We start from the raw sequence: 20,853 nt of genomic DNA on the forward strand, positions 1-20,853 counted from the left end.
GCTGAGTTAGTCGACGTATTCGCATTAGGAGATTCTCATGTCTAGCATCGGGCACGACGTAGCCGCGGACCACGCGCACGACGACCACGCGCACGAAATGCCGCACGGCTGGCGGCGCTGGCTGTTCGCCACCAACCACAAGGACATCGGTACGCTGTACCTGTTGTTCTCGTTCATCATGTTCCTGTCGGGCGGCGTGATGGCGCTCGCCATCCGGGCCGAGCTGTTCGAGCCGGGCCTGCAGATCATGCGTCCGGAGTTCTTCAACGAACTCACGACGATGCACGGCCTGATCATGGTGTTCGGCGCGATCATGCCGGCGTTCGTCGGCTTCGCGAACTGGATGATTCCGCTGCAGATCGGCGCGTCCGATATGGCGTTCGCGCGGATGAACAACTTCAGCTTCTGGCTGCTGCCGGTTGCGGCCGTGCTGCTGGTCGGTTCGTTCTTCGCGCCGGGTGGCGCGACGGCTGCCGGCTGGACGCTCTACGCACCGCTGTCGACGCAGATGGGCCCGGGCATGGACTTCGCGATCTTCGCGGTCCACATCATGGGCGCGTCGTCGATCATGGGCGGGATCAACATCGTCGTGACGATCCTGAACATGCGCGCACCGGGCATGACGCTGATGAAGATGCCGATGTTCGCATGGACGTGGCTGATCACGGCGTACCTGCTGATCGCGGTGATGCCGGTTCTGGCAGGCGCGATCACGATGGTGCTGTTCGACCGCCACTTCGGCACGTCGTTCTTCAATGCGGCAGGCGGCGGCGATCCGGTGATGTACCAGCACATCTTCTGGTTCTTCGGCCACCCCGAGGTGTACATCATGATTCTGCCGGCGTTCGGGATCGTGTCGCAGGTGATCCCGGCGTTCGCACGCAAGACGCTGTTCGGCTATAGCTCGATGGTGTACGCGACGGCTTCGATCGCGATCCTGTCGTTCATGGTCTGGGCGCACCACATGTTCGCAACGGGCATGCCGGTCACCGGCCAGCTGTTCTTCATGTACGCGACGATGCTGATCGCGGTGCCGACGGGCGTGAAGGTGTTCAACTGGCTCGCGACGATGTGGCGCGGCTCGATGACGTTCGAAACCCCGATGCTGTTCGCGATCGGCTTCCTGTTCGTGTTCACGTTCGGTGGCCTGACGGGCCTGATGCTCGCGATGGCGCCGCTCGACATCCAGTATCACGGTACCTACTTCGTGGTGGCGCACTTCCACTACGTGCTGGTGGCCGGTTCATTGTTCGCGCTGTTCTCGGGGTGGTACTACTGGGCGCCGAAGTGGACGGGCTGGATGTACAACGAGACGCGCGGCAAGATCCACTTCTGGGCGTCGATGATCTTCTTCAACCTGACGTTCTTCCCGATGCACTTCGTCGGTCTCGCAGGCATGCCGCGTCGCTATGCGGACTACCCGGCGCAGTTCACGGACTTCAACCAGGTGGCGACGATCGGCGCATTCGGCTTCGGCCTCGCGCAGGTGTACTTCCTGTTCGCAGTCGCGCTGCCGGCCTACCGTGGTGGTGGCGAGCTGGAAAAGGCGTCGGACAAGCCGTGGGATGGCGCGACGGGCCTCGAGTGGACGGTGCCGAGCCCGGCTCCCTTCCACACGTTCGAGCAACCGCCGCACGTCGAGTAAGTTTCACCGTGCGCTCCGCCGCTGTCTGCCGCTGCAGGCAGGCGCGGCGGGCGCCGAACTGAAGTGTCAGATGAACCGGAATCCACAAGAAAGACGAACGCCCGAGCAGATTCGCGCGGGCAACAAGCGGCTCGGCCTCATCCTGCTCGTCATCGCCGCCGTCTTTTTTATGGGTGTCGTGATCAAGCAGTGGTGGCTGTCCACCCACTGATGCAGTAACGGACGCAGTAGCGAGGAAGTTGTCGTATGTCGAAGCCGGAAGAGGGCGCCGTCGATCGCGCGTTCAATCGTTCGATGCTGGTGAAGCTTTTCGTCGTGGCCGGGCTGATGTTCGGTTTCGGCTTCGCGCTGATCCCGATGTATCGGGCGATCTGCCAGATCACCGGCATCAACAACCTGGTGCAGCGCGATGTCAGCGAGCGCGAGGTGAAGAACTCGCAGGTCGACTATAGCCGCACGGTGTCGGTCGAGTTCGATGCGAACGCGCGCGGCCCGCTCGGTTTCAAGCCGGAGCACAACAGTCTCGACGTGCATCCGGGCGAACTGACGACGATCGTGTACGACGTGACGAACGGGCAGGGCAGGCCGGTCGTCGCCCAGGCGATTCCGAGCTACGCGCCGAAGCAGGCGACGGAGTTCTTCAAGAAGATCGAGTGCTTTTGCTTTACGCAGCAGACGCTGGCCGCGAACGAGTCGCGCAAGATGCCGGTGGTGTTCGTGATCGATCCGAAACTGCCGAAGGACGTGAAGACGATCACGCTGTCGTACACGTTCTTCGAGCTGAATACGCCGGCCACGCCGGCGCCGGCGCCGGGCAAGACCGCGGCGCAGGGCGCGACGAAGCCGGACGCATGACGACGGAGGCGGGGCGATGACGGAGAAGCGGGGCGGGACGTTCGGCCAGGCGCTGAAAGCGGTGCTGTGGTCGTTCTTCGGGGTGCGCAAGCGGCGCGACCTGGAGGCCGACGCGACACAGCTGAATCCGCTGCACGTGCTGATCGTCGCGTTGTTGGCAGCCGGTGTGTTCATCGGCGTGCTGATCCTGATCGTGCGTGCCGTCGTGGGCTGAAGCCCGCGGCCACGAAAGAATGCAGTGCGCGGCGCCACGGTGCCGCGTGCAGGAAGGAGCGGTGGTGGTCACGCCGCGCAAGAAATAAAGCCGGAGCGGTTTCCGGTACACAAATTGGACTGAAGTGGAGAATCAAGCATGAGCGGTCAAAACCAGACCCCGTACTATTTCGTGCCGCATCCGTCGCAGCATCCGATCAGCGCGGCCATCGGCCTGCTGGTCATGCTCGGATCGACAGCGCTGTGGATCAACGGTCACGACTGGGCGCCGTTTACGGCGCTGCTCGGCCTGCTTTGGTTGCTCTTTACGCTGTATCACTGGTTCGGCGACGCGATCGCCGAATCGGAAGGCGGTCACTACGGCAAGAACGTCGACAAGTCGTACCGCTGGAGCATGAGCTGGTTCATCTTCTCGGAAGTCATGTTCTTCGGCGCGTTCTTCGGCGCGCTGTTCTACGCACGTGAAATCGCGCTGCACCAGCTCGGCAGCCTCGACTACAAGCTGATCTGGCCGGATTTCTCCGCCGTGTGGCCGAACGAAGGCCCCGCCGCGCTCGCCGGTCACTTCAAGACGATGGGCCCGTGGCCGATCCCGACGCTGAACACGGCATTCCTGCTGTCGTCGGGCGTGACGCTGACGATCTCGCACCACGCGCTGCGTGACGATCATCGCAAGAAGGCGATCGCCTGGCTGGCCGCGACGCTCGCGTTCGGTATCTGCTTCCTGTTCCTGCAGGGCTTCGAGTACTACCACGCGTACAACGAACTGAACCTGACGCTGAACTCGGGCGTGTACGGTTCGACGTTCTTCCTGCTGACCGGCTTCCACGGCTTCCACGTGTTCCTCGGCGGCACGATGCTCGCGGTGGTGCTGGTGCGGATGATCCGCGGCCACTTCAAGCCCGATCACCACTTCGCATTCGAAGGCGCCGCGTGGTACTGGCACTTCGTCGACGTCGTCTGGCTCGGCCTGTACGTCGTCGTCTACTGGCTGTAAATGGAACAACGGCCCGCGCAGCAATGCGCGGGCCGTTTTCATTGGGGTCGGTCGGGCAGCGTGGCTGCCGGCCTTCACCACCCGGGCGCCGCCGCGACTCAGTCAGGCGGCGCTTTTGCTTGGTGCCGTGGCTGTGCGGCGAAATGTCACAGCGGCCACGGAGGCAAACGGATCAACGCCCGATCGGCAGGCCGGTCGAATGGATCCAGCCCATCCAGTTCGCGATCAGGATGAGCAGGAACAGCGACACCGACAGCCCGACGCGGGTGGCGAGCGACCAGACCATGCGTTTCGTGTGGCCGCGGTCGTGCATCATGAAGTAGAGCGCCGAGCCCATGCTGGCAATGATGAGGACGAAGGCGATGGGAACGAGTATGTGCATGACACGAACCGGACGACGGCAATTCGAAAGGAAGAGGATAATTATCGCACTTCGCTTGTCAGCAGGTGCCGGGCGGGCCGCATGATGAAGATCCGCTGGCTGCCCGCGCTGCTGATTCTCGTCGTCGTCGCGGTTACGATCCGTCTCGGTTTCTGGCAGCGCGACCGTGCGCACCAGAAGGAAGCGCTGCAGGCGAGCATCGAGCGCTACGAGCAGGCGGCGCCCGTCGACGTCGGCGCGCAGCCGATGCCGCTCGCGTCGATCGAGTTTCATCGTGTGCGTGCGAAGGGCCGTTTCCTGCCCGACCAGGCCGTGTTCCTCGACAATCGGCCGTATAACGACCAGCCGGGTTTTTACGTCGTGATGCCGTTTAAACTCTCGGGCGGCGGCGTCGTGCTCGTGAACCGCGGCTGGCTGCCGCGCAATATCTCCGAGCGCACGGCGATCGAGCCGTTCGCGACGCCCGCGGGCGACGTCGAGATCGTGGGCATCGCGCGCGCCGACGCGTCGCGCGCGTTCGAGCTCGGCGAAGGCGGGTCGGCCGCGCACCAGAGGATCCGGCAGAACCTGGACGTCGCCGCGTATGCGAAGGAAACGGGGCTGCCGCTGCAGCCGTTCGTGATCCAGCAGACGAGCGACGACGGCGACAAGCTCGTGCGCGACTGGCCGGCGGCGACGACCGGCGTCGAGCGCAATTACGGTTACATGTTTCAGTGGTGGGCGATGGCGGCGGCCGCGCTCGGCTTCGGCCTGTACGCCGCGCGGCGTGCGGCGAAGAAGTCGGCCGGCGCGTGAGCGCCATGCCAGGACGCGGCGCCGGCGCCGCGGGTTCGTTTCGAGAGGTCTGATTTGTCCATGCAATCTTCCCGTCAGGGTCCGGCCGCTGCGCCGATCTCGCCCGCGGCCCGCAAGCGCGGCCGCTGGATGCTCGTGCTGCTGGGTCTCGTGTGCGCCGCACCGATGATCGCGTCGTACTTCACCTATTACGTGATCAAGCCGAAGGGCGGCTCGACCAACTACGGCACGCTGATCGAGCCGCAGCGCCCGATTCCCGCGGATCTGCAGGTGACCGACGAAACCGGCAAGACGGTGCCGCTGTCGTCGCTGCGCGGCGTGTGGCTGTTCGTGATGACCGACAGCAGCGCGTGCGACGAAGCCTGCGCGAAGAAGCTCTATTTCATGCGCCAGATCCGCGTCACGCAGGCAGGCGAGCGGCACCGGATCACGATGGTGTGGCTGCGCAGCGATGCGGGCGCGACGTCGCAGAAGGTGCTGGATGCGTACCCGGATACGCGCCGGCTCGTCGCCGACCCGGCCGCGGTGGCCGCGTGGCTGCCGGCCGACGCGGGCACGAAGGACAGCGACCACATCTACATGGTCGACCCGAACGGCAACCTGATGATGCGCTTCCCGAAGGATCCGAACCCCAGCAAGATCAAGTCGGACGTGACGAAGCTGCTGAAGTGGTCGAGCATCGGCTAAGGCAATACGAGAGGCAATGAACCGATGTCGTATCTACTGCAACTCGGCCTGATCGGCTTCTGCATCGCACTGCTGCCGCTGTCGTACGTGTGGGTGAAGGCCGACGACAACAAGTTTCGCAAGCTGGTGTGGATCACCACCTTCCTGACGCTCGACCTCGTGATGTTCGGCGGCTTCACGCGGCTGACCGATTCGGGGCTCGGCTGCCCCGACTGGCCCGGCTGCTACGGCACGTCGTCGCCGTTCATCGCGCACGCCGCGATCACGGCCGCGCACCAGGCGATGCCGACGGGCCCCGTCAGCATGTCGAAGGCGTGGATCGAGATGATCCACCGCTATTTCGCGATGGCGATCGGCGTGCTGATCATCGCGCAGGTCGTGATCGCGTGGACCGCGCGGCTGCGCCGCCGCCCGCTGCACGTGTCGCCGTGGTGGCCGACGAGCCTGCTGCTGCTGATCCTCGTGCAGGGCGCGTTCGGCGCGTGGACGGTCACGATGAAGCTGCAGCCGGTGATCGTCACGATCCACCTGCTGCTCGGCCTCACGCTGCTCGGCACGCTCGGCTGGCTCGCGGCGCGGCAGACGCCGCTGCCGTCGCATGACCCGGAAGCCGGCCGCTATCGCGCGGCCGCGCTCGCGGCGCTCGTGCTGCTGGTCGCGCAGATCGCGCTCGGCGGCTGGGTGAGCACCAACTACGCGGTGCTCGCGTGCACCGACTTCCCGACCTGCAACGGCCAGTGGATCCCGCCGATGGACTTCCAGCACGGCTTCCACCTGTGGCGCGCGCTCGGGATGACGAAGGACGGCGAGGCGATCACGCAGGACGCGCTGGTCGCGATCCACTGGACGCACCGCACGTTCGCGTTCGTCGTGGTCGCGTACCTGGTCGCGTTCGCGCTGAAGATGCGCCGCTTCGAATCGCTGCGGCGGCCCGCGAACGGCGTGCTGCTGGTCGTCCTGCTGCAGTTCGTGACGGGCCTGACCAACATCGTGCTGCAGTGGCCGCTGCCGGTCGCCGTCGCGCACAACGGCGGGGCCGCGATCCTGCTGCTGCTCGTCGTCATGTTAAACTTTCGCATCCTTTCAAGCCGCCCCGGCCGTGTCGCGCAGCCTGCGCGCGACGCTGCCCCGGCGTGACCGTCCCCATGCAAAGCACCCTCTCCCAATCGCCCGGTAGCCGGTTTTCGCAATACATGGCACTGACGAAGCCGCGTGTCACGCAGCTCGCGGTGTTCTGCGCGGTGATCGGCATGTTCCTCGCGACGCCGGGCATGGTGCCGTGGCATGTGCTGATCGGCGGCACGGTCGGCATCTGGCTGCTGGCCGGCGCCGCGTTCGCGATCAATTGCCTCGTTGAACAGAAGATCGACGCGATGATGCGCCGTACCGCGTGGCGCCCGTCCGCGCGCGGCGAGATCACGACCCCGCAGATCCTGATCTTCTCGGCCGTGCTCGGCAGCGTCGGCGCATGGACGCTCTATACGTTCACGAACCCGCTGACGATGTGGCTGACGATCGCCACCTTCGTCGGCTATGCGGTGATCTACACGCTGCTGCTCAAGCCGATGACGCCGCAGAACATCGTGATCGGCGGCGCATCGGGCGCGATGCCGCCGGCACTCGGCTGGGCCGCGGTCACCGGCGCTGTGCCGGGCGACGCGTGGATCCTCGTGCTGATCATCTTCGTGTGGACGCCGCCGCATTTCTGGGTGCTCGCGCTGTATCGCCGCAAGGATTACGAGAACGCCGGGCTGCCGATGCTGCCCGTCACGCACGGCGAGAAATTCACGCGGCTGCACATCCTGCTGTACACCGTGATCCTGTTCGCGGTCACGCTGATGCCGTTCATCTCCGGGATGAGCGGGGCCGTCTACCTGACGAGCGCAGTGCTGCTCGGCGCGGTGTTCCTCGCGTATGCGTGGAAGATCCATCGCGATTATTCGGACGAACTCGCCCGCAAGGCCTTCCGCTACTCGATCGTCTACCTGTCGCTGCTGTTCGCCGCGCTGCTCGTCGATCACTATGCACGCCCGCTGCTCGGCGTGTAACCGCACGGTTTGAACGCAATGCTCCAATCACGGTTCGGGCGCCGCGCGCGCCAAGGCTGGATGCTCGCGTGCGCATTCACGGCAGCGCTGCTGCTTGCCGGATGCGATAACGCGCCGAAATTCCAGAATCTCGACATCACCGGCAACACGCAGTTCGGCAGCGACTTCTCGCTGCCCGATACGGCCGGCAAGGTGCGCACGCTTGCCGACTTCAAGGGCCGTGCTGTCGTGATGTTCTTCGGTTATACGCACTGTCCGGACGTGTGCCCGACGACGATGGCCGAGCTGTCCGAAGCATTGAAGCAGCTTGGGCCGGATGCCGCGAAGCGCGTGCAGGTGCTGTTCGTCACCGTCGACCCGGAGCGTGACACGCCGGCGCTGCTCGGCCAGTACGTGCCCGCGTTCGATCCGTCGTTCATCGGCCTGCGGCCGGCCGACGAAGCGGCACTGAAGAAGGTCACGAAGGATTTCCGCGTGTACTACGCGAAGGTGCCCGGCAAGACGCCCGGCAGCTACACGATGGATCACACCGCCGCGAGCTACGTGTTCGACCGCGACGGCAAGCTGCGCCTGTTCGTGCGCGACGGCCAGGGCCCCGGCCCGTGGGTTCACGACCTGAAGCTGCTGGTCGACTGACCGGCCGCCGCCGGGCGCCCGGCCCGGCGATCACGTGACGGCCGCCACGCGCCGTCACGCTTTCCCTCTCTCTTCGTTGTTTGCCTGCACCGCCCGTCGGGCGGCGTGCCGGCCTGCGCGCGTATCGCGTAGATGTCGCGCAGGCGTCGCGTTACGGCAGCGCGGGCACGTTGAAGCCGGATGCGGCACGCGTGATCCGGAATTCCGTCACGCGATACGTGGCGAGCCCCTCGGTGACGAACGGATCGGTCTTCAGGATCGCGTCCAGCTCGTCGCGATCGATGCGGGCAGCGAGGATCACGCCGCCTTCGCGCGGCACCTTCGGCCCGGCCGCGATGAAGATGCCCTTGTCGAACAGCGGCTGCAGAAAGGCGCGATGGCGTTCGAGCGCGTCGTCGATGCGCTCGAGCGATACGGCGTAGTGGATGTCGATGACGTACATGGATGGCCCCCGGAATGATGCCGGCTCTTCGTGTGCCGGCTAGCCGGTCTTTTTAGCACAGCGGATGCGGGCTGTCGTGCCGGCGGTCGCGGGGCGGGGCGGCGTGCCGATCGCCGGTTCGCGGCGCCTGCGCGTATTCAAGTTGTAAGCCTCGGTGCCGTAAATAAATGGGCAAGCGTTTGCGCGCGGCAGGCCGTTCGCGCGCAGCGTGCGCATCGACATCGACAAAGGCACGCAGATGAGCAGAATGAGTTTGAACCGCAAGCTGTGGCTCGCGCTTGCGCTGGTATGGATCGGTCTCCTGGGCGTCGGCGCATGGAGCGCGTACGAGACGCGCGCGACGATGCTCGCCGAACGCAAGGCAGGCATCGCGAATCTCGTCGACTCGGCGGCCGGCATCGTGAAGGCGTATCACGCACTCGCGCAGAGCGGCACGCTGCCCGAGGCCGACGCGAAGCGCGACGCGCTCGCGAGCCTCGCCGCGATGCGCTACGGCGATTCGGGCTACGTGTTCGTGATGGACTCGAAGCCGGTCGTGCTGATGCATCCGACGCTGCCGAAGCTGGTCGGCACGCAGGTCGGCGACTATCTCGACCCGGACGGCAAGCCACTGTTCGTCACGATCCTGAACGCCGCAAAGGAAACCGGCAGCGGCTTCGCCGAGTACCGCGGACGCCTGCCGCACAGCGAGACTGCCGTGCCGAAGATCAGCTACGTCACGCGCTTTACGCCGTGGGACTGGAACATCTCGAGCGGCGTCTTCCTGAAGGACATCGACACCATCTACTACCGGACGCTGCTCGGCCACCTCGCAGTCGTGCTCGTGATCGGCTTCGTGATCAGCGCGGCGATGCTGGTGATCATCCGCAACGTGCGCAGCAGCCTCGGTGGCGAGCCCGACGAAGCGGCCGCGCTCGCGACGCGCATCGCGCAGGGCGACCTGACGCAGCCGGTGCCGGTGCGCGCGGGCGACCGCACGAGCATGATGGCCGCGATGCACGACATGCAGGCACGGCTGCAGGCGACGATCGGCGGGATTCGCCAGTCGGCCGGATCGATCGCGTCGGCGAGCCGCCAGATCTCGGCCGGCAACGACGACCTGTCGCAGCGCACCGAGGAGCAGGCCGCGTCGCTGGAAGAAACCGCCGCGAGCATGGAGCAGCTGACCGCGACGGTGAAGCAGAACGCCGACAACGCGCGGCAGGCGAGCGGGCTGGCGAACAGCGCATCGGAGATCGCACGCACGGGGAGCGACGTCGTGAACCGCGTGATCGGCACGATGGGGCAGATCGACGACAGCTCGCGCAAGATCGCCGACATCATCGGCGTGATCGAGGGCATCGCGTTCCAGACCAACATCCTCGCGCTGAACGCGGCGGTCGAAGCTGCGCGCGCCGGCGAGCAGGGCCGCGGCTTCGCCGTGGTGGCGGGCGAAGTGCGCTCGCTCGCGCAGCGCAGCGCGACGGCGTCGAAGGAGATCCGCGAGCTGATCGTCGACTCGGTCGAGCGCGTGCGCAACGGGTCGACGCTGGTCGGCCAAGCCGGCACGACGATGGGCGAGATCCTGCAGGCCGTCGCACGCGTGACCGACATCATGGGCGAGATCGCGGCCGCGTCCGAGGAGCAGGCGAGCGGCATCACGCAGGTCGGGCGCGCGGTCACGCAGATGGACCAGGTGACGCAGCAGAACGCGGCGCTCGTCGAGGAAGCTGCCGCTGCCGCCGCGTCGCTGCAGGAACAGGCCGCGCGGCTGCGCGACGCGGTCGGCGCGTTCCGGGTCGGCGGGCAAGCGGTCGAACCCGCATTCGATATGAAGGTGGCCGCTCAGGCGGTGGTGGCGTGACGTACCCGGCCTGATGCGCGACCGGTATAAACGCAACTAACGGCCGAGTCGCGCAACCTCCGCCAGCACCGCTGCGGTGCATACCCATATGAGCGGGATGTATTTCACTTCCCGCCGATCCTGTGACACCATTTGCCCCTTCCTGCGAGTCGGGGCATACCCGTATCGCGCCCCTTTTCAGTCAAGCAAGAAAGCGAGAAACAGATGAAGCGTCGCAGTCTCCTGAAGGTATTTTCCGTGCTGGCTACCGGTGCAGCACTGACGCTGTCGGCAGGCGCGCACGCCGAAGACAAGGTGATCAAGGTCGGCACGGTGGCCGGTCCGGATTCGGAAGTGTGGCAGCTCGTGCAGAAGGTCGCGAAGGAGAAGGAAGGCCTGAACGTGAAGGTCGTCGAGTTCAACGACTATGTGCAGCCGAACGCGGCGCTCGACGCGGGCGACCTCGACGCGAACAGCTTCCAGCACCAGCCCTACCTCGACAGCCAGGTGAAGCAGCGCGGCTACAAGCTGGTCACCGCGGGCCTGACCTACATCTCGCCGATGGGCGTGTACTCGAAGAAGTTCAAGGCGCTGAAGGACCTGCCGCAAGGCGCGAAGGTCGCGGTGCCGAACGATCCGTCGAACGAGAACCGCGCGCTGCTGCTGCTGCAGACGCAGGGCCTGATCAAGCTGAAGGCCGGCGCGGGCACGGGCGGCAACAACGCGACGGTGCTCGACATCGCCGACAACCCGAAGAAGCTGAAGATCTCCGAACTCGACGCCGCGCAACTGCCGCGCGTGCTGTCGGACGTCGATGCGGCCGTGGTCAACACGAACTACGCGCTCGCCGCGAACCTGCAGCCGACCAAGGATGCAATCGCGCTCGAATCGCTGACGAGCCCGTACGCGAACGTGATCGCCGTGCGCGCGAAGGACAAGGACCAGCCGTGGGTGAAGAAGCTGGTCAAGGCGTACCAGTCGCCGGAAGTGAAGGAATTCATCAAGAAGCAGTTCAAGGGCTCGATGGTCGCGTCGTTCTGAACGTCGCACACCGGTTGTCCCGTTGAACGAAAAGGGCCTGCATCATGCGGGCCCTTTTTTATTGGCGCGGCCGGTCGACGGCCGCAGGGTGCATCGCGTTCAACGCCGGCTCACATCTCGCCGCGCCGCGAGCAGATCGACATGATCTGCTGGATCGCATAGTTGTCGCGCACGCCCGGCAGCGATTGCACGACACACTCGTGAAAGCGTCGCTCGCGCGGCAGCAACATCGCGTTGTTGCGATACAGCGCGTCGCAGGAGCGCTGGATCAGCTGGGCCGCCGCGCCGTTGCGGCTTTCGCGCAGCGCATTGAGCATGCAGTCGTCGTATTGCGCACTGCCGTCGGTCAGCGCGAACGCCGCACCCGGCAGCGTCAGCGCGACGGCCGCGCATGCGATGGCTCGGATCCCCCGTTTCATGTGCTCTCCGATGGAGTGGACTGGGTCGGCCGACAGCATAACGTAAAGCCGCGAGCGCGGCAGACGCGTTGCGCCGGGCCGACGGGTGCCGCCGCCGGGCGGGTTTCGCGCGCGGGAGGCGCACCCCGTCGGGCGTCGCGGCCCGGCACCGTCGCGAAAGCGCGGAGTCAGGCGGTGGTCTGCGGAAATGGTATCCTCGTGCGTTCGCCGCTGCACGCCTTCCCGGGGCATGCGCGGGCCGGCCGCCCCTGCGTTGACGCGTGGCGGCGCCCGCATGACGGCGGCGGGAATCCATCATCCAGAACCGACACAATACGGGGGAGACACCCATGAAGCGTTTCAAGACTTTCGCGATCCGTTCGATCACGGCCGGCGTGGCCGCACTCGCGCTGGCAGGTGCCGCGCACGCACAGACCGTCAAGGTGCTGTCGATCGTCGACCACCCGGCACTCGACGCGATCCGCGACGGCGTGCGCGCCGAACTGAAGGCGGAAGGTTACGGCGACGACAAGCTCAAGTGGGAATACCAGAGCGCGCAGGGCAACACGGGTACGGCTGCGCAGATCGCGCGCAAGTTCGTCGGCGATCAGCCTGACGTGATCGTCGCGATCGCGACGCCGGCCGCGCAGGCGGTGGTCGCGTCGACGAAGAGCGTGCCGGTCGTCTATTCGGGCGTGACCGATCCGGTCGCCGCGCAGCTCGTGAAGGGCTGGGGCCCGTCGGGCACCAACGTGACGGGCGTGTCCGACAAGCTGCCGCTCGATCGCCAGGTCGCGCTGATCAAGCGCGTCGTGCCGAATGCGAAGACGGTCGGGATGGTCTACAACCCGGGCGAGGCGAACTCGGTCGTGGTCGTGAAGGAGCTCAAGGAAATCCTCGCGAAGCAGGGGATGACGCTGAAGGAAGCGGCCGCGCCGCGTACCGTCGACATCGGCCCGGCCGCGAAGAGCCTGATCGGCAAGGTCGACGTGATCTACACGAACACCGACAACAACGTCGTGTCCGCGTACGAAGCGCTCGTGAAGGTCGCGAACGAAGCGAAGATCCCGCTCGTCGCGGGCGACACCGACAGCGTGAAGCGCGGTGGCATCGCGGCGCTCGGCATCAACTACGGCGACCTCGGCCGCCAGACGGGCAAGGTCGTCGCGCGCATCCTGAAGGGCGAGAAACCGGGCGCGATCGCGTCGGAGACGAGCAGCAACCTCGAACTGTTCGCGAACACGGGTGCGGCCGCGAAGCAGGGCGTCACGCTGTCGCCGGATCTGCTCAAGGACGCGAAGACGGTCATCAAGTAAGCCGCGGCCCGACCGCTGCGCTTGCGGGCCCGATCCGGGCCTGAACGACCTCGCCGGACGGGCGGCTCCCACCCGGGGCCGCCCGTTCGCTTCGCCCGGCCGTACACGTCCGGCCGGGAAGCAACAGGATTTCCCCATCATGTCTCTGTTCTCGTTACTGGGCGCCCTGGAGATCGGCCTGATCTTCAGTCTCGTCGCTCTCGGGGTGCTGATCTCGTTTCGCATCCTCAACTTCCCCGACCTCACCGTCGACGGCAGCTTTCCGCTCGGCGGCGCCGTCGCCGCGACGCTGATCTCGGCCGGCTACGACCCGTTCAGCTCGACCTGCCTCGCGATCGTCGCGGGCGCGGTGGCCGGCTTCATCACCGGCTGGCTCAACGTGCGCCTGAAGATCATGGATCTGCTCGCCAGTATCCTGATGATGATCGCGCTCTATTCGGTGAACCTGCGGATCATGGGCCGGCCGAACGTGCCGCTGATCACCGAGCCGACCGTCTTCACCGTGCTGCAGCCCGACTGGATGCCCGACTACGTGCTGCGTCCGGCGCTGCTCGCGATCGTCGTCGTGGTCGCGAAGCTCGGCCTCGACTGGTTCTTCTCGTCGCAGCTCGGCCTCGCAATGCGCGCGACCGGCGCGAACCCGCGGATGGCGCGTGCGCAAGGCATCGCGACCGGCCGTGCGACGCTCGCCGGGATGGCGCTGTCGAACGCGCTCGTCGCGCTCGCCGGTGCGCTGTTCGCGCAGACGCAAGGCGGCGCGGACATCTCGATGGGGATCGGCACGATCGTGATCGGGCTGGCTGCCGTGATCATCGGCGAGACGCTGCTGCCGGCGCGCCGGCTCGTGCTGACGACGCTCGCCGTCGTGCTCGGCGCGATCGTCTACCGCTTCTTCATCGCGCTTGCGCTCAACAGTGAGTTCATCGGGCTGAAGGCGCAGGATCTGAACCTCGTGACGGCCGCGCTCGTCACGATCGCGCTGGTGCTGCCGGCGACGCGCAAGAAGCTGTTCGCGCGCAAGAACGGAGGGGCCTGACATGCTGTCCGCACAAGACCTGAAACTCACGTTCAACCCCGGCACGCCGATCGAGACGCGCGCGCTGCGCGGGCTGTCGCTCGAGATTCCCGACGGCCAGTTCGTCGCGGTGATCGGCTCGAACGGCGCCGGCAAGTCGACCTTCCTCAATGCGGTCAGCGGCGACCAGGCCGTCGATGCGGGGCGCATCTCGATCGATGGCACGGACGTCACGCGCAAGGCCGCGTGGGACCGCGCGCACCTCGTCGCGCGCGTGTTCCAGGATCCGATGGCCGGCACCTGCGAGGCGCTGACGATCGAGGAGAACATGGCGCTCGCGATGGCGCGCGGCGCACGGCGCGGCTTCCGGGGGGCGCTCGACCGGCCGTCGCGCGAACTGTTCCGCGACAAGCTGCGGCTCCTGAACCTCGGCCTCGAGAACCGGCTGACCGACCGGATCGGGCTGCTGTCGGGCGGCCAGCGGCAGGCGGTGAGCCTGTTGATGGCGTCGCTGCGGCCGTCGCGGATCCTGCTGCTCGACGAGCATACGGCCGCGCTCGATCCGAAGACGGCCGCGTTCGTGCTGGAGCTGACCGCGCGCATCGTCGCCGAGAGCAAGCTGACGACGATGATGGTCACGCACAGCATGCGGCAGGCGCTCGACTACGGCGACCGCACGGTGATGCTGCACCAGGGGCAGGTCGTGCTCGACGTGTCGGGCGACGCGCGCAAGGGGCTCGACGTGCCGGACCTGCTGCAGATGTTCGAGAAGGTGCGCCACGAGCAGCTCGACGACGACGCGCTGCTGCTCGGCTGACGGGCGGCAGGCGGGCTGGCGCGGTGTGCAGGGTGCGCATCGTGCCGGTCGGCAGGCCGGCTGGGCTGGGCGCGGTTCGGCCCGGCCCGGTTGCGCGATCCGGTTCGCGTGCGCCGTATCGACTCCGGAGGCGCGGGGCGGGCGTGCTGGCCACGCGCGCCGGTGATGCCGGGGGCGACGCGCCGTCATAAGTCGGGCCCGCCGGCTTGTTACCGGTCTTTCATCTGACAAAGGACCGGTTTCGTACCAGTACTGTTCGGCGTGGACGCATTGCCATATACTGTATATCCATACAGTTGTGGGTGGCGTCATGCTCGCATCCTCCATTTCTCCCGAATCCCTTCATCCGTCGCTTTGGCGCGGCTCGCAGCTCGCGCGTGGCGGCCCGCGCACGATCGACACGGGTTTTGCATCGCTGTCCGCCGAGTTGCCGGGCGGCGGCTGGCCGGTCGGCGGGCTCGTCGAGCTGCTGGCCGCGCAGCCGGGCTGCGGCGAGATGCGGCTGCTCGCGCCCGCGCTCGCGCGCACCGTCAGCGCGCGGCGCCCGCTCGCGCTCGTCGCACCGCCGCAGTCGCCGCATGCGACCGCGCTCGCCAGTCTCGGCGTGCCGGCCGACGCGCTGCTGTGGCTGCGCGCCGGCAGCCGCACGGATGCTTTGTGGGCTGCCGAACAGGCGCTCAAGACCGGCTGTTGCGGCGCGCTGCTGCTGTGGCAGGACGCGCGGCCCGATGCGCTGCGGCGTCTGCATCTCGCGGCTGCGCGCACGGGAGACACGCTGTTCGTGATGCTGCGCCCGCTGTCGGCCGAGCGGCAGCCGTCGCCGGCCGTGCTGCGGGTCGCGCTGTACCCGGTGCCGGGTGGCGTGTCGCTCGACATCGTCAAGCGGCGCGGCCCCGCCCGCAGCGAGCCGCTCGTGCTCGACCTGCCGTCGCCCATCGTGGAGAGCCGCTATGCGCGTCTTGCTCGGCATCCATCTGCCGCGCCTGCCGCTCGACGTGTGCGTCGCGCCTCCGTCTGACGGCGAGGCCGGCGGCGCCGGCTGTGCGGTGCTCGAGCAGGGTGTCGTGCTGATCGCCGACGCGGCCGCGCGCCGGCAGGGCGTGCGCGCGGGCATGAAGCGCGGCGGCGTGCTCACGCTCGCGCCGCACACGCAGCTCGTCGAACGCGATCCCGCGCGCGAGGCCGATGCGCTGCGCGCGGTCGCGCTCGCGTTGCTGCGCTTCTCGCCGTGCGTCGCGCTCGATGACGAAGCCACGCTGCTCGTCGACGTCGGCCCGAGCCTGCGCTTGTTCGGCGGGCTGCCGTCGCTGTGCCGCCAGGTGCGCGCGACGCTCGCGGCGCTCGGCTATGCGGCGCGCCTGTCCGCCGCGCCGACCGGGGGCGGTGCATGGCTGCTCGCGCGTGTGTCGGCCCGTGCACGCATCCGGCGCCGCGTTGCCGGCCAGGTGTCGCTCGTTCGTTCGCTCGACAGGCTGCCGTGCGTGCTGCTGCCCGATGCGCGCCCGTATGCAGGCTGGTTCGACGGCCTCGGTTGCCGCACGCTCGCCGATCTGCGCGGCCTGCCGCGTGCGGGGCTGCAGCGCCGCTGCGGCCCCGCGTTGCTGGCCGCGCTCGATCGCGCGTATGGCGATGCGGTCGAGCCGCTTGCATGGATGGCGGTGCCGCCCGTGTTCGACGTGCGGCTCGAATTGCAGGAGCGCGTCGAATACGCGGAAGCCGTGTTGTTCGTTGCACGGCGGCTCGTCGTGCAGCTCTGCGGCTGGCTGGCCGCGCGGCACCTGTCACTGGCCGCGATGACGTTCGATCTCGAACACGAGCGCGGCCGCCAGGCCGTGCCGCCGACGCCGCTCGAACTCGCGTTCGCGTCGCCGGTGCGTGACGAGGCGCATTTCATGCGGCTGCTCGGCGAGCGGCTCGCGCGCGTCGAGTTGCCGGCCGCGGTGATCGCGGTGCGGCTGAAGGCCACGCGCGTCGAATCGGTCGCGCCGCCGGCCGACGATCTGTTCCCCGAGCCGGGCGGCACGCGCGAGACGCGCGCGCGGCTGTTCGAGCTGTTGGTTGCGCGGCTCGGCGCGGACAACGTGCTGCGCGCGGCGCCCGTCGCCGATCACCGGCCCGAGGCCGCGAACCGCTGGCTGCCGCTCGACGCGCAGGCCGGCAAGCCAGCCGGCGGGCCGCCCGCCGTGCCGCCGAGGCCAGCGTGGTTGCTGGCTGAGCCGCTGGCGCTGTTGATGCGCGGGGAGCGGCCGGTATTTCATACGCCGCTGAGGATGATGTCGTCGGTGGAGCGGATCGAGGCCGGGTGGTTCGACGGTCAGCTCGCTGCACGCGATTACTGCGTCGCGCAGGACGAGGCCGGTGCGTGCTACTGGGTGTTCAAGGAGCGGGCGGGGAGCGAGGCCGAGCCGCGCTGGTTCCTGCACGGCCTGTTCGGGTGAGCGGCGATGGTTGCGGAATTCAGCTGGCTGCCCGATTACGCGGAGTTGTTCTGCCGTTCGAACTTTTCGTTCCTGCATGGCGCGTCGCATGCGGAAGAATTGGTCGAGCGTGCGTTCGAGCTCGGCTATCGCGGGATCGCGATCACCGACGAATGCTCGCTCGCCGGCGCACCGCGCATGCATGTCGCGGCGAAGGCGAAAGGACTGCCGCTCGTCATCGGTTCGTATTTCGAAGTCACGCCGGATGAAGTCGCGCCCGGCCACGATCCGGGCCCCGGCGCGTTCGGGCTCGTGTTGCTTGCGCAGAATCGTGAAGGCTACGGCAACCTGTCCGAGCTGATTTCGTGGCGGCGGATGGAGTCACCGAAGGGCACTTACAAGCTGACGTCGCGGATGCTGTCGGCGCCGCCTGCCGAGTTTGCGCATTTGCGCGGCCTGCCTGACTGCTTCGCGATTCTCGTGCCGACGTATCCGGTGCGTGCTGATGTCCTCGATGCGCAGGTCGCGTGGTTTCGCACGACCTTCGGCGAACGTGCACGGCTCGGGCTCGTGCAATTGCAGCGCGCGCTGGACGGGGCGCAGCGCGAGGAGATTCGTGCTGCGGCTGAGCGGCGTGGCGTGCGCATCGTCGCGCTCGGCGACGTGACGATGCACCGGCGCTCGTGCAAGGAACTGCAGGACGTGATGACGGCGATTCGCGTCGGGATGCCGGTCTCCGAATGCGGGTATGCGCTTGCGCCGAATGCGGAACAGCATTTGCGCGCGCGGAACCGGATCGGGAATCTGTATTCGCCGGCGGAGATCGAGGAGACCTGCACGATTCTCGATACGTGCGACTTCAAACTGGACTCGCTGCGCTACGAGTATCCCGACGAGATCGTGCCGAAGGGGCTCACGCCGACGAGCTATCTGGAGCAGGAAACCATGGCCGGGGCGGCCACACGCTATCCGCAAGGTGTGCCGGAGAAGGTGTCGAAGCAGATCCGGTATGAACTCGGCCTGATCGCACAACTGAGCTACGAGCCGTTCTTCCTGACCGTCTACGACATCGTCAAATACGCGCGCAGCCAGAACATCCTGTGCCAGGGTCGCGGCTCGGCGGCGAACTCGGTCGTCTGCTTCTGTCTCGGCATCACCGAGGTGAATCCCGAGCAGAGCACGATGCTGTTCGAACGCTTCATCAGCGTGGAGCGAGGCGAGCCGCCCGACATCGACGTCGACTTCGAGCATCAGCGTCGGGAAGAAGTGATCCAGCATATCTATGAAAAATACGGGCACAACCGCGCCGCACTCGCCGCCGCCGTATCGACCTATCGCCCGCGTGGCGTGCTGCGCGAAACCGGCAAGGCGCTCGGCGTCGATCCGATGCTGGTCGATCGCGTCGCGAAAGCGCATCGCTGGTTCGATGGCAGCCGCGACCTGCTGCAGCAATTCTCGACGATCGGGCTCGATCCCGAGACGCCGCTCATCCTGGCGTGGGCCCGGCTCGCCGCGCGGCTGCTGAACTTCCCGCGCCATCTGTCGCAGCACTCGGGCGGTTTCGTGATCAGCCGCGGCAAGCTCACGCGGCTCGTGCCGGTCGAGAACGCGGCGATGGACGGGCGGCGCGTGATCCAGTGGGACAAGGACGATCTCGAAGCACTCGGGCTGATGAAGGTCGACGTGCTCGCGCTCGGCATGCTGTCGGCGCTGCATCGCGCATTCGACATGCGTACCGCGTGGCGCGGGCCGCCGGAGCCGGATGGCGAGCCGTTCACGCTGAAGCACATTCCTCAGGATGACAAGGCGACCTACGACATGATCTGCCGTGCCGATACGGTCGGCGTGTTCCAGATCGAATCGCGCGCGCAGATGTCGATGTTGCCGCGCCTGCGCCCGCGGACTTACTACGATCTCGTGATCGAGGTTGCGATCGTGCGACCGGGGCCGATCCAGGGCGGGGCCGTGCACCCCTATCTGAAACGGCGCCAGGGCATCGAAAAGGTCAGTTATCCGAAGGAGGACTTGAAGCCGGCACTCGAACGCACGTACGGCGTGCCGATCTTCCAGGAACAGGTGATGCAGATCGCGATGATCGCGGCAGGCTTCACGCCTGGCGAGGCTGATGAACTGCGCCGCGCGATGGCCGCGTGGAAGCGCAAGGGCAATCTCGAGCAATATCACCGCAAGATCGTCGACGGGATGCGCGAGCGCGACTATCCACCCGACTTCGCCGAACAGATCTTCGAGCAGATCAAGGGCTTCGGCGATTACGGTTTCCCCGAAAGCCATGCAGCCAGCTTCGCGAAACTCGCGTACGCCAGCAGCTGGCTCAAATGCCACGAACCGGCGATCTTCCTCGCCGCGCTGCTGAACAGCCAGCCGATGGGTTTCTACCCGCCGTCGCAACTCGTGCAGGACGCGAAGCGCCACGGCGTGCAGGTGCTGCCGATCGACGTGACGCAAAGCAACTGGGAAGCATCGCTCGAAGCGCTGCCCGACCAGCCGCCTCCCGATGGCCAGCCGGCCGTGCGGCTCGGCCTGTCGCTCGTGCGTGGTCTCGGCGAAGCCGCGGCGCGACGCATCGAAGCGGCACGCGCAACCGACCCCTTCGACAACGTCGATACCCTCGCGCGCCGCGCTCAACTCGAACGCCGCGATCTCGAAGCGCTCGCCGCCGCGAACGCGCTTGCAACGCTCGCCGGCCATCGTCGCGATGCGTTGTGGCAAGCGGTTGCAGCAGCCCCCGAACGCGACCTGCTCGCGACCGCGCCGATCGACGAACCCGAGAGGCCCGCGCTCGGCGCGCCGTCGGAAGCCGACGACATCCTCGCCGACTATCACACCACCGGCCTCACGCTGAACCGCCACCCGGTCGCGCTGCTGCGGCCCGCGCTGCGTGCGCGGCGGCTGTCGTCCGCGGCCGAACTGCACGACCGCCCCGACGGCCGGCTCGCGCGTGCGTGCGGGCTCGTGACTGCGCGGCAGATGCCGGGCACCGCGAAAGGCGTGATGTTCATGACGCTCGAGGACGAAACGGGCTGCGTGAACCTGATCGTCCGGCCCGAGCTGCTCGCGCGGCAGCGCCGCGAAACCCTCGATTCGCGTTTGCTCGCCGCGTCCGGTGTGTGGCAGGTCGCGAGCGACGTGAGGCACCTCGTCGTGCAGCACTTCGAGGATCTGACGCCGCTGCTCGGCGGCCTGCGCACGTCGAGCCGCGAATTCCATTGACGCCCCGTTGCGGGGGCGGCGCGCCTGCCGTTATCCGTGCATACCAGTCGGCTCAACTGGTTCTATTCAGGTCTCATATTCGCGCCCAAAATCTGG

22 protein-coding genes are annotated in these 20,853 nt (G+C 67.1%); 18 read left to right on the forward strand and 4 right to left on the reverse strand.

Features of this window, described 5'->3' with window-relative positions; genetic code table 11:
- Positions 1-37 precede the first annotated feature (37 nt).
- From ctaD to LGN19_RS18430, 5 genes are all read left to right on the forward strand, one after another.
- On the forward strand, positions 38-1,645 hold the full coding sequence (ctaD, locus tag LGN19_RS18410) for a cytochrome c oxidase subunit I (RefSeq protein ID WP_031401318.1): 1,608 nt from the start codon (positions 38-40) through the stop codon (positions 1,643-1,645).
- A gap of 70 nt (positions 1,646-1,715) precedes the next feature.
- Positions 1,716-1,856, forward strand: coding sequence for a cytochrome oxidase small assembly protein (locus LGN19_RS18415; protein ID WP_043187223.1), 141 nt, complete (start codon positions 1,716-1,718; stop codon positions 1,854-1,856).
- Between the two features lie 35 nt (positions 1,857-1,891).
- On the forward strand, positions 1,892-2,500 hold the full coding sequence (locus tag LGN19_RS18420) for a cytochrome c oxidase assembly protein (RefSeq protein ID WP_226216477.1): 609 nt from the start codon (positions 1,892-1,894) through the stop codon (positions 2,498-2,500).
- A gap of 16 nt (positions 2,501-2,516) precedes the next feature.
- Entirely contained in the window at positions 2,517-2,714 is a 198-nt protein-coding gene (locus LGN19_RS18425) for a DUF2970 domain-containing protein (protein ID WP_043187225.1), read from the forward strand.
- A 138-nt stretch (positions 2,715-2,852) separates the two neighbouring features.
- Complete coding sequence (locus LGN19_RS18430; RefSeq protein ID WP_011353274.1) at positions 2,853-3,710, forward strand: cytochrome c oxidase subunit 3; 858 nt, start codon at positions 2,853-2,855, stop codon at positions 3,708-3,710.
- 172 nt (positions 3,711-3,882) lie between these two features.
- Here the strand turns inward: LGN19_RS18430 and LGN19_RS18435 are convergent, their stop codons facing one another.
- Positions 3,883-4,092, reverse strand: a complete 210-nt coding sequence (locus LGN19_RS18435) for a twin transmembrane helix small protein (RefSeq protein WP_011353273.1) — start codon at positions 4,090-4,092, stop codon at positions 3,883-3,885.
- A gap of 84 nt (positions 4,093-4,176) precedes the next feature.
- Here LGN19_RS18435 and LGN19_RS18440 point away from each other — a divergent pair, with 84 nt between their 5' ends.
- The 5 genes from LGN19_RS18440 to LGN19_RS18460 are packed head-to-tail and all read left to right on the forward strand — an operon-like array spanning position 4,177 to position 8,258.
- Positions 4,177-4,887 carry an SURF1 family protein gene (locus LGN19_RS18440; RefSeq protein ID WP_226216734.1) on the forward strand — a complete coding sequence of 237 codons (711 nt, stop codon included), beginning with the start codon at positions 4,177-4,179 and terminating at the stop codon, positions 4,885-4,887.
- Between the two features lie 60 nt (positions 4,888-4,947).
- Positions 4,948-5,574: an SCO family protein gene (locus tag LGN19_RS18445; protein ID WP_122946327.1), complete on the forward strand. Its 627-nt coding sequence runs from the start codon at positions 4,948-4,950 to the stop codon at positions 5,572-5,574.
- Positions 5,575-5,598: 24 nt separating this feature from the next.
- Positions 5,599-6,711 (forward strand): COX15/CtaA family protein, encoded by a 1,113-nt coding sequence (locus tag LGN19_RS18450; protein ID WP_122946326.1) that lies wholly within the window; start codon positions 5,599-5,601, stop codon positions 6,709-6,711.
- A gap of 8 nt (positions 6,712-6,719) precedes the next feature.
- On the forward strand, positions 6,720-7,622 hold the full coding sequence (gene cyoE, locus LGN19_RS18455) for a heme o synthase (protein WP_011353269.1): 903 nt from the start codon (positions 6,720-6,722) through the stop codon (positions 7,620-7,622).
- Positions 7,623-7,640: 18 nt separating this feature from the next.
- Positions 7,641-8,258 (forward strand): SCO family protein, encoded by a 618-nt coding sequence (locus LGN19_RS18460; protein ID WP_046544363.1) that lies wholly within the window; start codon positions 7,641-7,643, stop codon positions 8,256-8,258.
- Positions 8,259-8,409: 151 nt separating this feature from the next.
- Here the strand turns inward: LGN19_RS18460 and LGN19_RS18465 are convergent, their stop codons facing one another.
- Together LGN19_RS18465 and LGN19_RS18470 are read right to left on the reverse strand one after the other, a co-directional pair.
- On the reverse strand, positions 8,410-8,700 hold the full coding sequence (locus tag LGN19_RS18465; protein ID WP_175221614.1) for a YciI family protein: 291 nt from the start codon (positions 8,698-8,700) through the stop codon (positions 8,410-8,412).
- Between the two features lie 39 nt (positions 8,701-8,739).
- Entirely contained in the window at positions 8,740-8,964 is a 225-nt protein-coding gene (locus LGN19_RS18470) for a hypothetical protein (protein WP_164462629.1), read from the reverse strand.
- Between LGN19_RS18470 and LGN19_RS18475 the strand changes: the two genes are divergently transcribed.
- Positions 8,939-10,543: a methyl-accepting chemotaxis protein gene (locus LGN19_RS18475; protein WP_226216479.1), complete on the forward strand. Its 1,605-nt coding sequence runs from the start codon at positions 8,939-8,941 to the stop codon at positions 10,541-10,543. The genes LGN19_RS18470 and LGN19_RS18475 overlap by 26 nt on opposite strands.
- Before the next feature lie 204 nt (positions 10,544-10,747).
- Complete coding sequence (locus LGN19_RS18480) at positions 10,748-11,563, forward strand: MetQ/NlpA family ABC transporter substrate-binding protein (RefSeq protein ID WP_043187236.1); 816 nt, start codon at positions 10,748-10,750, stop codon at positions 11,561-11,563.
- A 110-nt stretch (positions 11,564-11,673) separates the two neighbouring features.
- On the opposite strand, the gene LGN19_RS18485 is transcribed toward LGN19_RS18480, so the two are convergent.
- Positions 11,674-11,982, reverse strand: a complete 309-nt coding sequence (locus LGN19_RS18485; RefSeq protein WP_174955690.1) for a VF_A0006 family four-cysteine protein — start codon at positions 11,980-11,982, stop codon at positions 11,674-11,676.
- Between the two features lie 329 nt (positions 11,983-12,311).
- Between LGN19_RS18485 and LGN19_RS18490 the strand changes: the two genes are divergently transcribed.
- From LGN19_RS18490 to LGN19_RS18515, 6 genes are all read left to right on the forward strand, one after another.
- Entirely contained in the window at positions 12,312-13,277 is a 966-nt protein-coding gene (locus tag LGN19_RS18490; RefSeq protein WP_011353263.1) for an ABC transporter substrate-binding protein, read from the forward strand.
- A gap of 139 nt (positions 13,278-13,416) precedes the next feature.
- Positions 13,417-14,313 carry an ABC transporter permease gene (locus tag LGN19_RS18495; RefSeq protein ID WP_122946322.1) on the forward strand — a complete coding sequence of 299 codons (897 nt, stop codon included), beginning with the start codon at positions 13,417-13,419 and terminating at the stop codon, positions 14,311-14,313.
- Position 14,314: 1 nt separating this feature from the next.
- Positions 14,315-15,109, forward strand: a complete 795-nt coding sequence (locus LGN19_RS18500) for an ABC transporter ATP-binding protein (RefSeq protein WP_122946321.1) — start codon at positions 14,315-14,317, stop codon at positions 15,107-15,109.
- 310 nt (positions 15,110-15,419) lie between these two features.
- The gene (gene imuA / locus LGN19_RS18505; RefSeq protein ID WP_043187248.1) at positions 15,420-16,127 is read left to right on the forward strand and encodes a translesion DNA synthesis-associated protein ImuA; all 708 of its coding nucleotides are present in this window, start codon (positions 15,420-15,422) and stop codon (positions 16,125-16,127) included.
- Entirely contained in the window at positions 16,060-17,547 is a 1,488-nt protein-coding gene (locus tag LGN19_RS18510; RefSeq protein WP_226216482.1) for a Y-family DNA polymerase, read from the forward strand. The genes imuA and LGN19_RS18510 overlap by 68 nt, the downstream gene beginning before the upstream one ends.
- 6 nt (positions 17,548-17,553) lie before the next feature.
- Positions 17,554-20,757 carry an error-prone DNA polymerase gene (locus LGN19_RS18515; protein ID WP_226216484.1) on the forward strand — a complete coding sequence of 1,068 codons (3,204 nt, stop codon included), beginning with the start codon at positions 17,554-17,556 and terminating at the stop codon, positions 20,755-20,757.
- Positions 20,758-20,853: the final 96 nt, after the last annotated feature.

The sequence above is a fragment of the Burkholderia sp. AU30198 genome, from assembly GCF_020419825.1.
Classification (GTDB): Bacteria; Pseudomonadota; Gammaproteobacteria; order Burkholderiales; family Burkholderiaceae; genus Burkholderia.

Excerpts from the sequence above, each read along its gene's own strand:
- LGN19_RS18490 (WP_011353263.1), top strand. The coding sequence starts at position 12,312 with ATGAAGCGTTTCAAGACTTTCGCGATCCGTTCGATCACGGCCGGCGTG.
- LGN19_RS18450 (WP_122946326.1), top strand. The coding sequence starts at position 5,599 with ATGTCGTATCTACTGCAACTCGGCCTGATCGGCTTCTGCATCGCACTG.
- LGN19_RS18465 (WP_175221614.1), bottom strand. The coding sequence starts at position 8,700 with ATGTACGTCATCGACATCCACTACGCCGTATCGCTCGAGCGCATCGAC.
- LGN19_RS18425 (WP_043187225.1), top strand. The coding sequence starts at position 2,517 with ATGACGGAGAAGCGGGGCGGGACGTTCGGCCAGGCGCTGAAAGCGGTG.
- imuA (WP_043187248.1), top strand. The coding sequence starts at position 15,420 with ATGCTCGCATCCTCCATTTCTCCCGAATCCCTTCATCCGTCGCTTTGG.
- LGN19_RS18445 (WP_122946327.1), top strand. The coding sequence starts at position 4,948 with ATGCAATCTTCCCGTCAGGGTCCGGCCGCTGCGCCGATCTCGCCCGCG.
- LGN19_RS18515 (WP_226216484.1), top strand. The coding sequence starts at position 17,554 with ATGGTTGCGGAATTCAGCTGGCTGCCCGATTACGCGGAGTTGTTCTGC.
- LGN19_RS18460 (WP_046544363.1), top strand. The coding sequence starts at position 7,641 with ATGCTCCAATCACGGTTCGGGCGCCGCGCGCGCCAAGGCTGGATGCTC.
- LGN19_RS18480 (WP_043187236.1), top strand. The coding sequence starts at position 10,748 with ATGAAGCGTCGCAGTCTCCTGAAGGTATTTTCCGTGCTGGCTACCGGT.
- cyoE (WP_011353269.1), top strand. The coding sequence starts at position 6,720 with ATGCAAAGCACCCTCTCCCAATCGCCCGGTAGCCGGTTTTCGCAATAC.
- LGN19_RS18495 (WP_122946322.1), top strand. The coding sequence starts at position 13,417 with ATGTCTCTGTTCTCGTTACTGGGCGCCCTGGAGATCGGCCTGATCTTC.
- LGN19_RS18475 (WP_226216479.1), top strand. The coding sequence starts at position 8,939 with ATGAGCAGAATGAGTTTGAACCGCAAGCTGTGGCTCGCGCTTGCGCTG.
- LGN19_RS18420 (WP_226216477.1), top strand. The coding sequence starts at position 1,892 with ATGTCGAAGCCGGAAGAGGGCGCCGTCGATCGCGCGTTCAATCGTTCG.
- ctaD (WP_031401318.1), top strand. The coding sequence starts at position 38 with ATGTCTAGCATCGGGCACGACGTAGCCGCGGACCACGCGCACGACGAC.
- LGN19_RS18500 (WP_122946321.1), top strand. The coding sequence starts at position 14,315 with ATGCTGTCCGCACAAGACCTGAAACTCACGTTCAACCCCGGCACGCCG.
- LGN19_RS18510 (WP_226216482.1), top strand. The coding sequence starts at position 16,060 with ATGCGCGTCTTGCTCGGCATCCATCTGCCGCGCCTGCCGCTCGACGTG.
- LGN19_RS18430 (WP_011353274.1), top strand. The coding sequence starts at position 2,853 with ATGAGCGGTCAAAACCAGACCCCGTACTATTTCGTGCCGCATCCGTCG.
- LGN19_RS18435 (WP_011353273.1), bottom strand. The coding sequence starts at position 4,092 with ATGCACATACTCGTTCCCATCGCCTTCGTCCTCATCATTGCCAGCATG.
- LGN19_RS18440 (WP_226216734.1), top strand. The coding sequence starts at position 4,177 with ATGAAGATCCGCTGGCTGCCCGCGCTGCTGATTCTCGTCGTCGTCGCG.
- LGN19_RS18485 (WP_174955690.1), bottom strand. The coding sequence starts at position 11,982 with ATGAAACGGGGGATCCGAGCCATCGCATGCGCGGCCGTCGCGCTGACG.
- LGN19_RS18415 (WP_043187223.1), top strand. The coding sequence starts at position 1,716 with ATGAACCGGAATCCACAAGAAAGACGAACGCCCGAGCAGATTCGCGCG.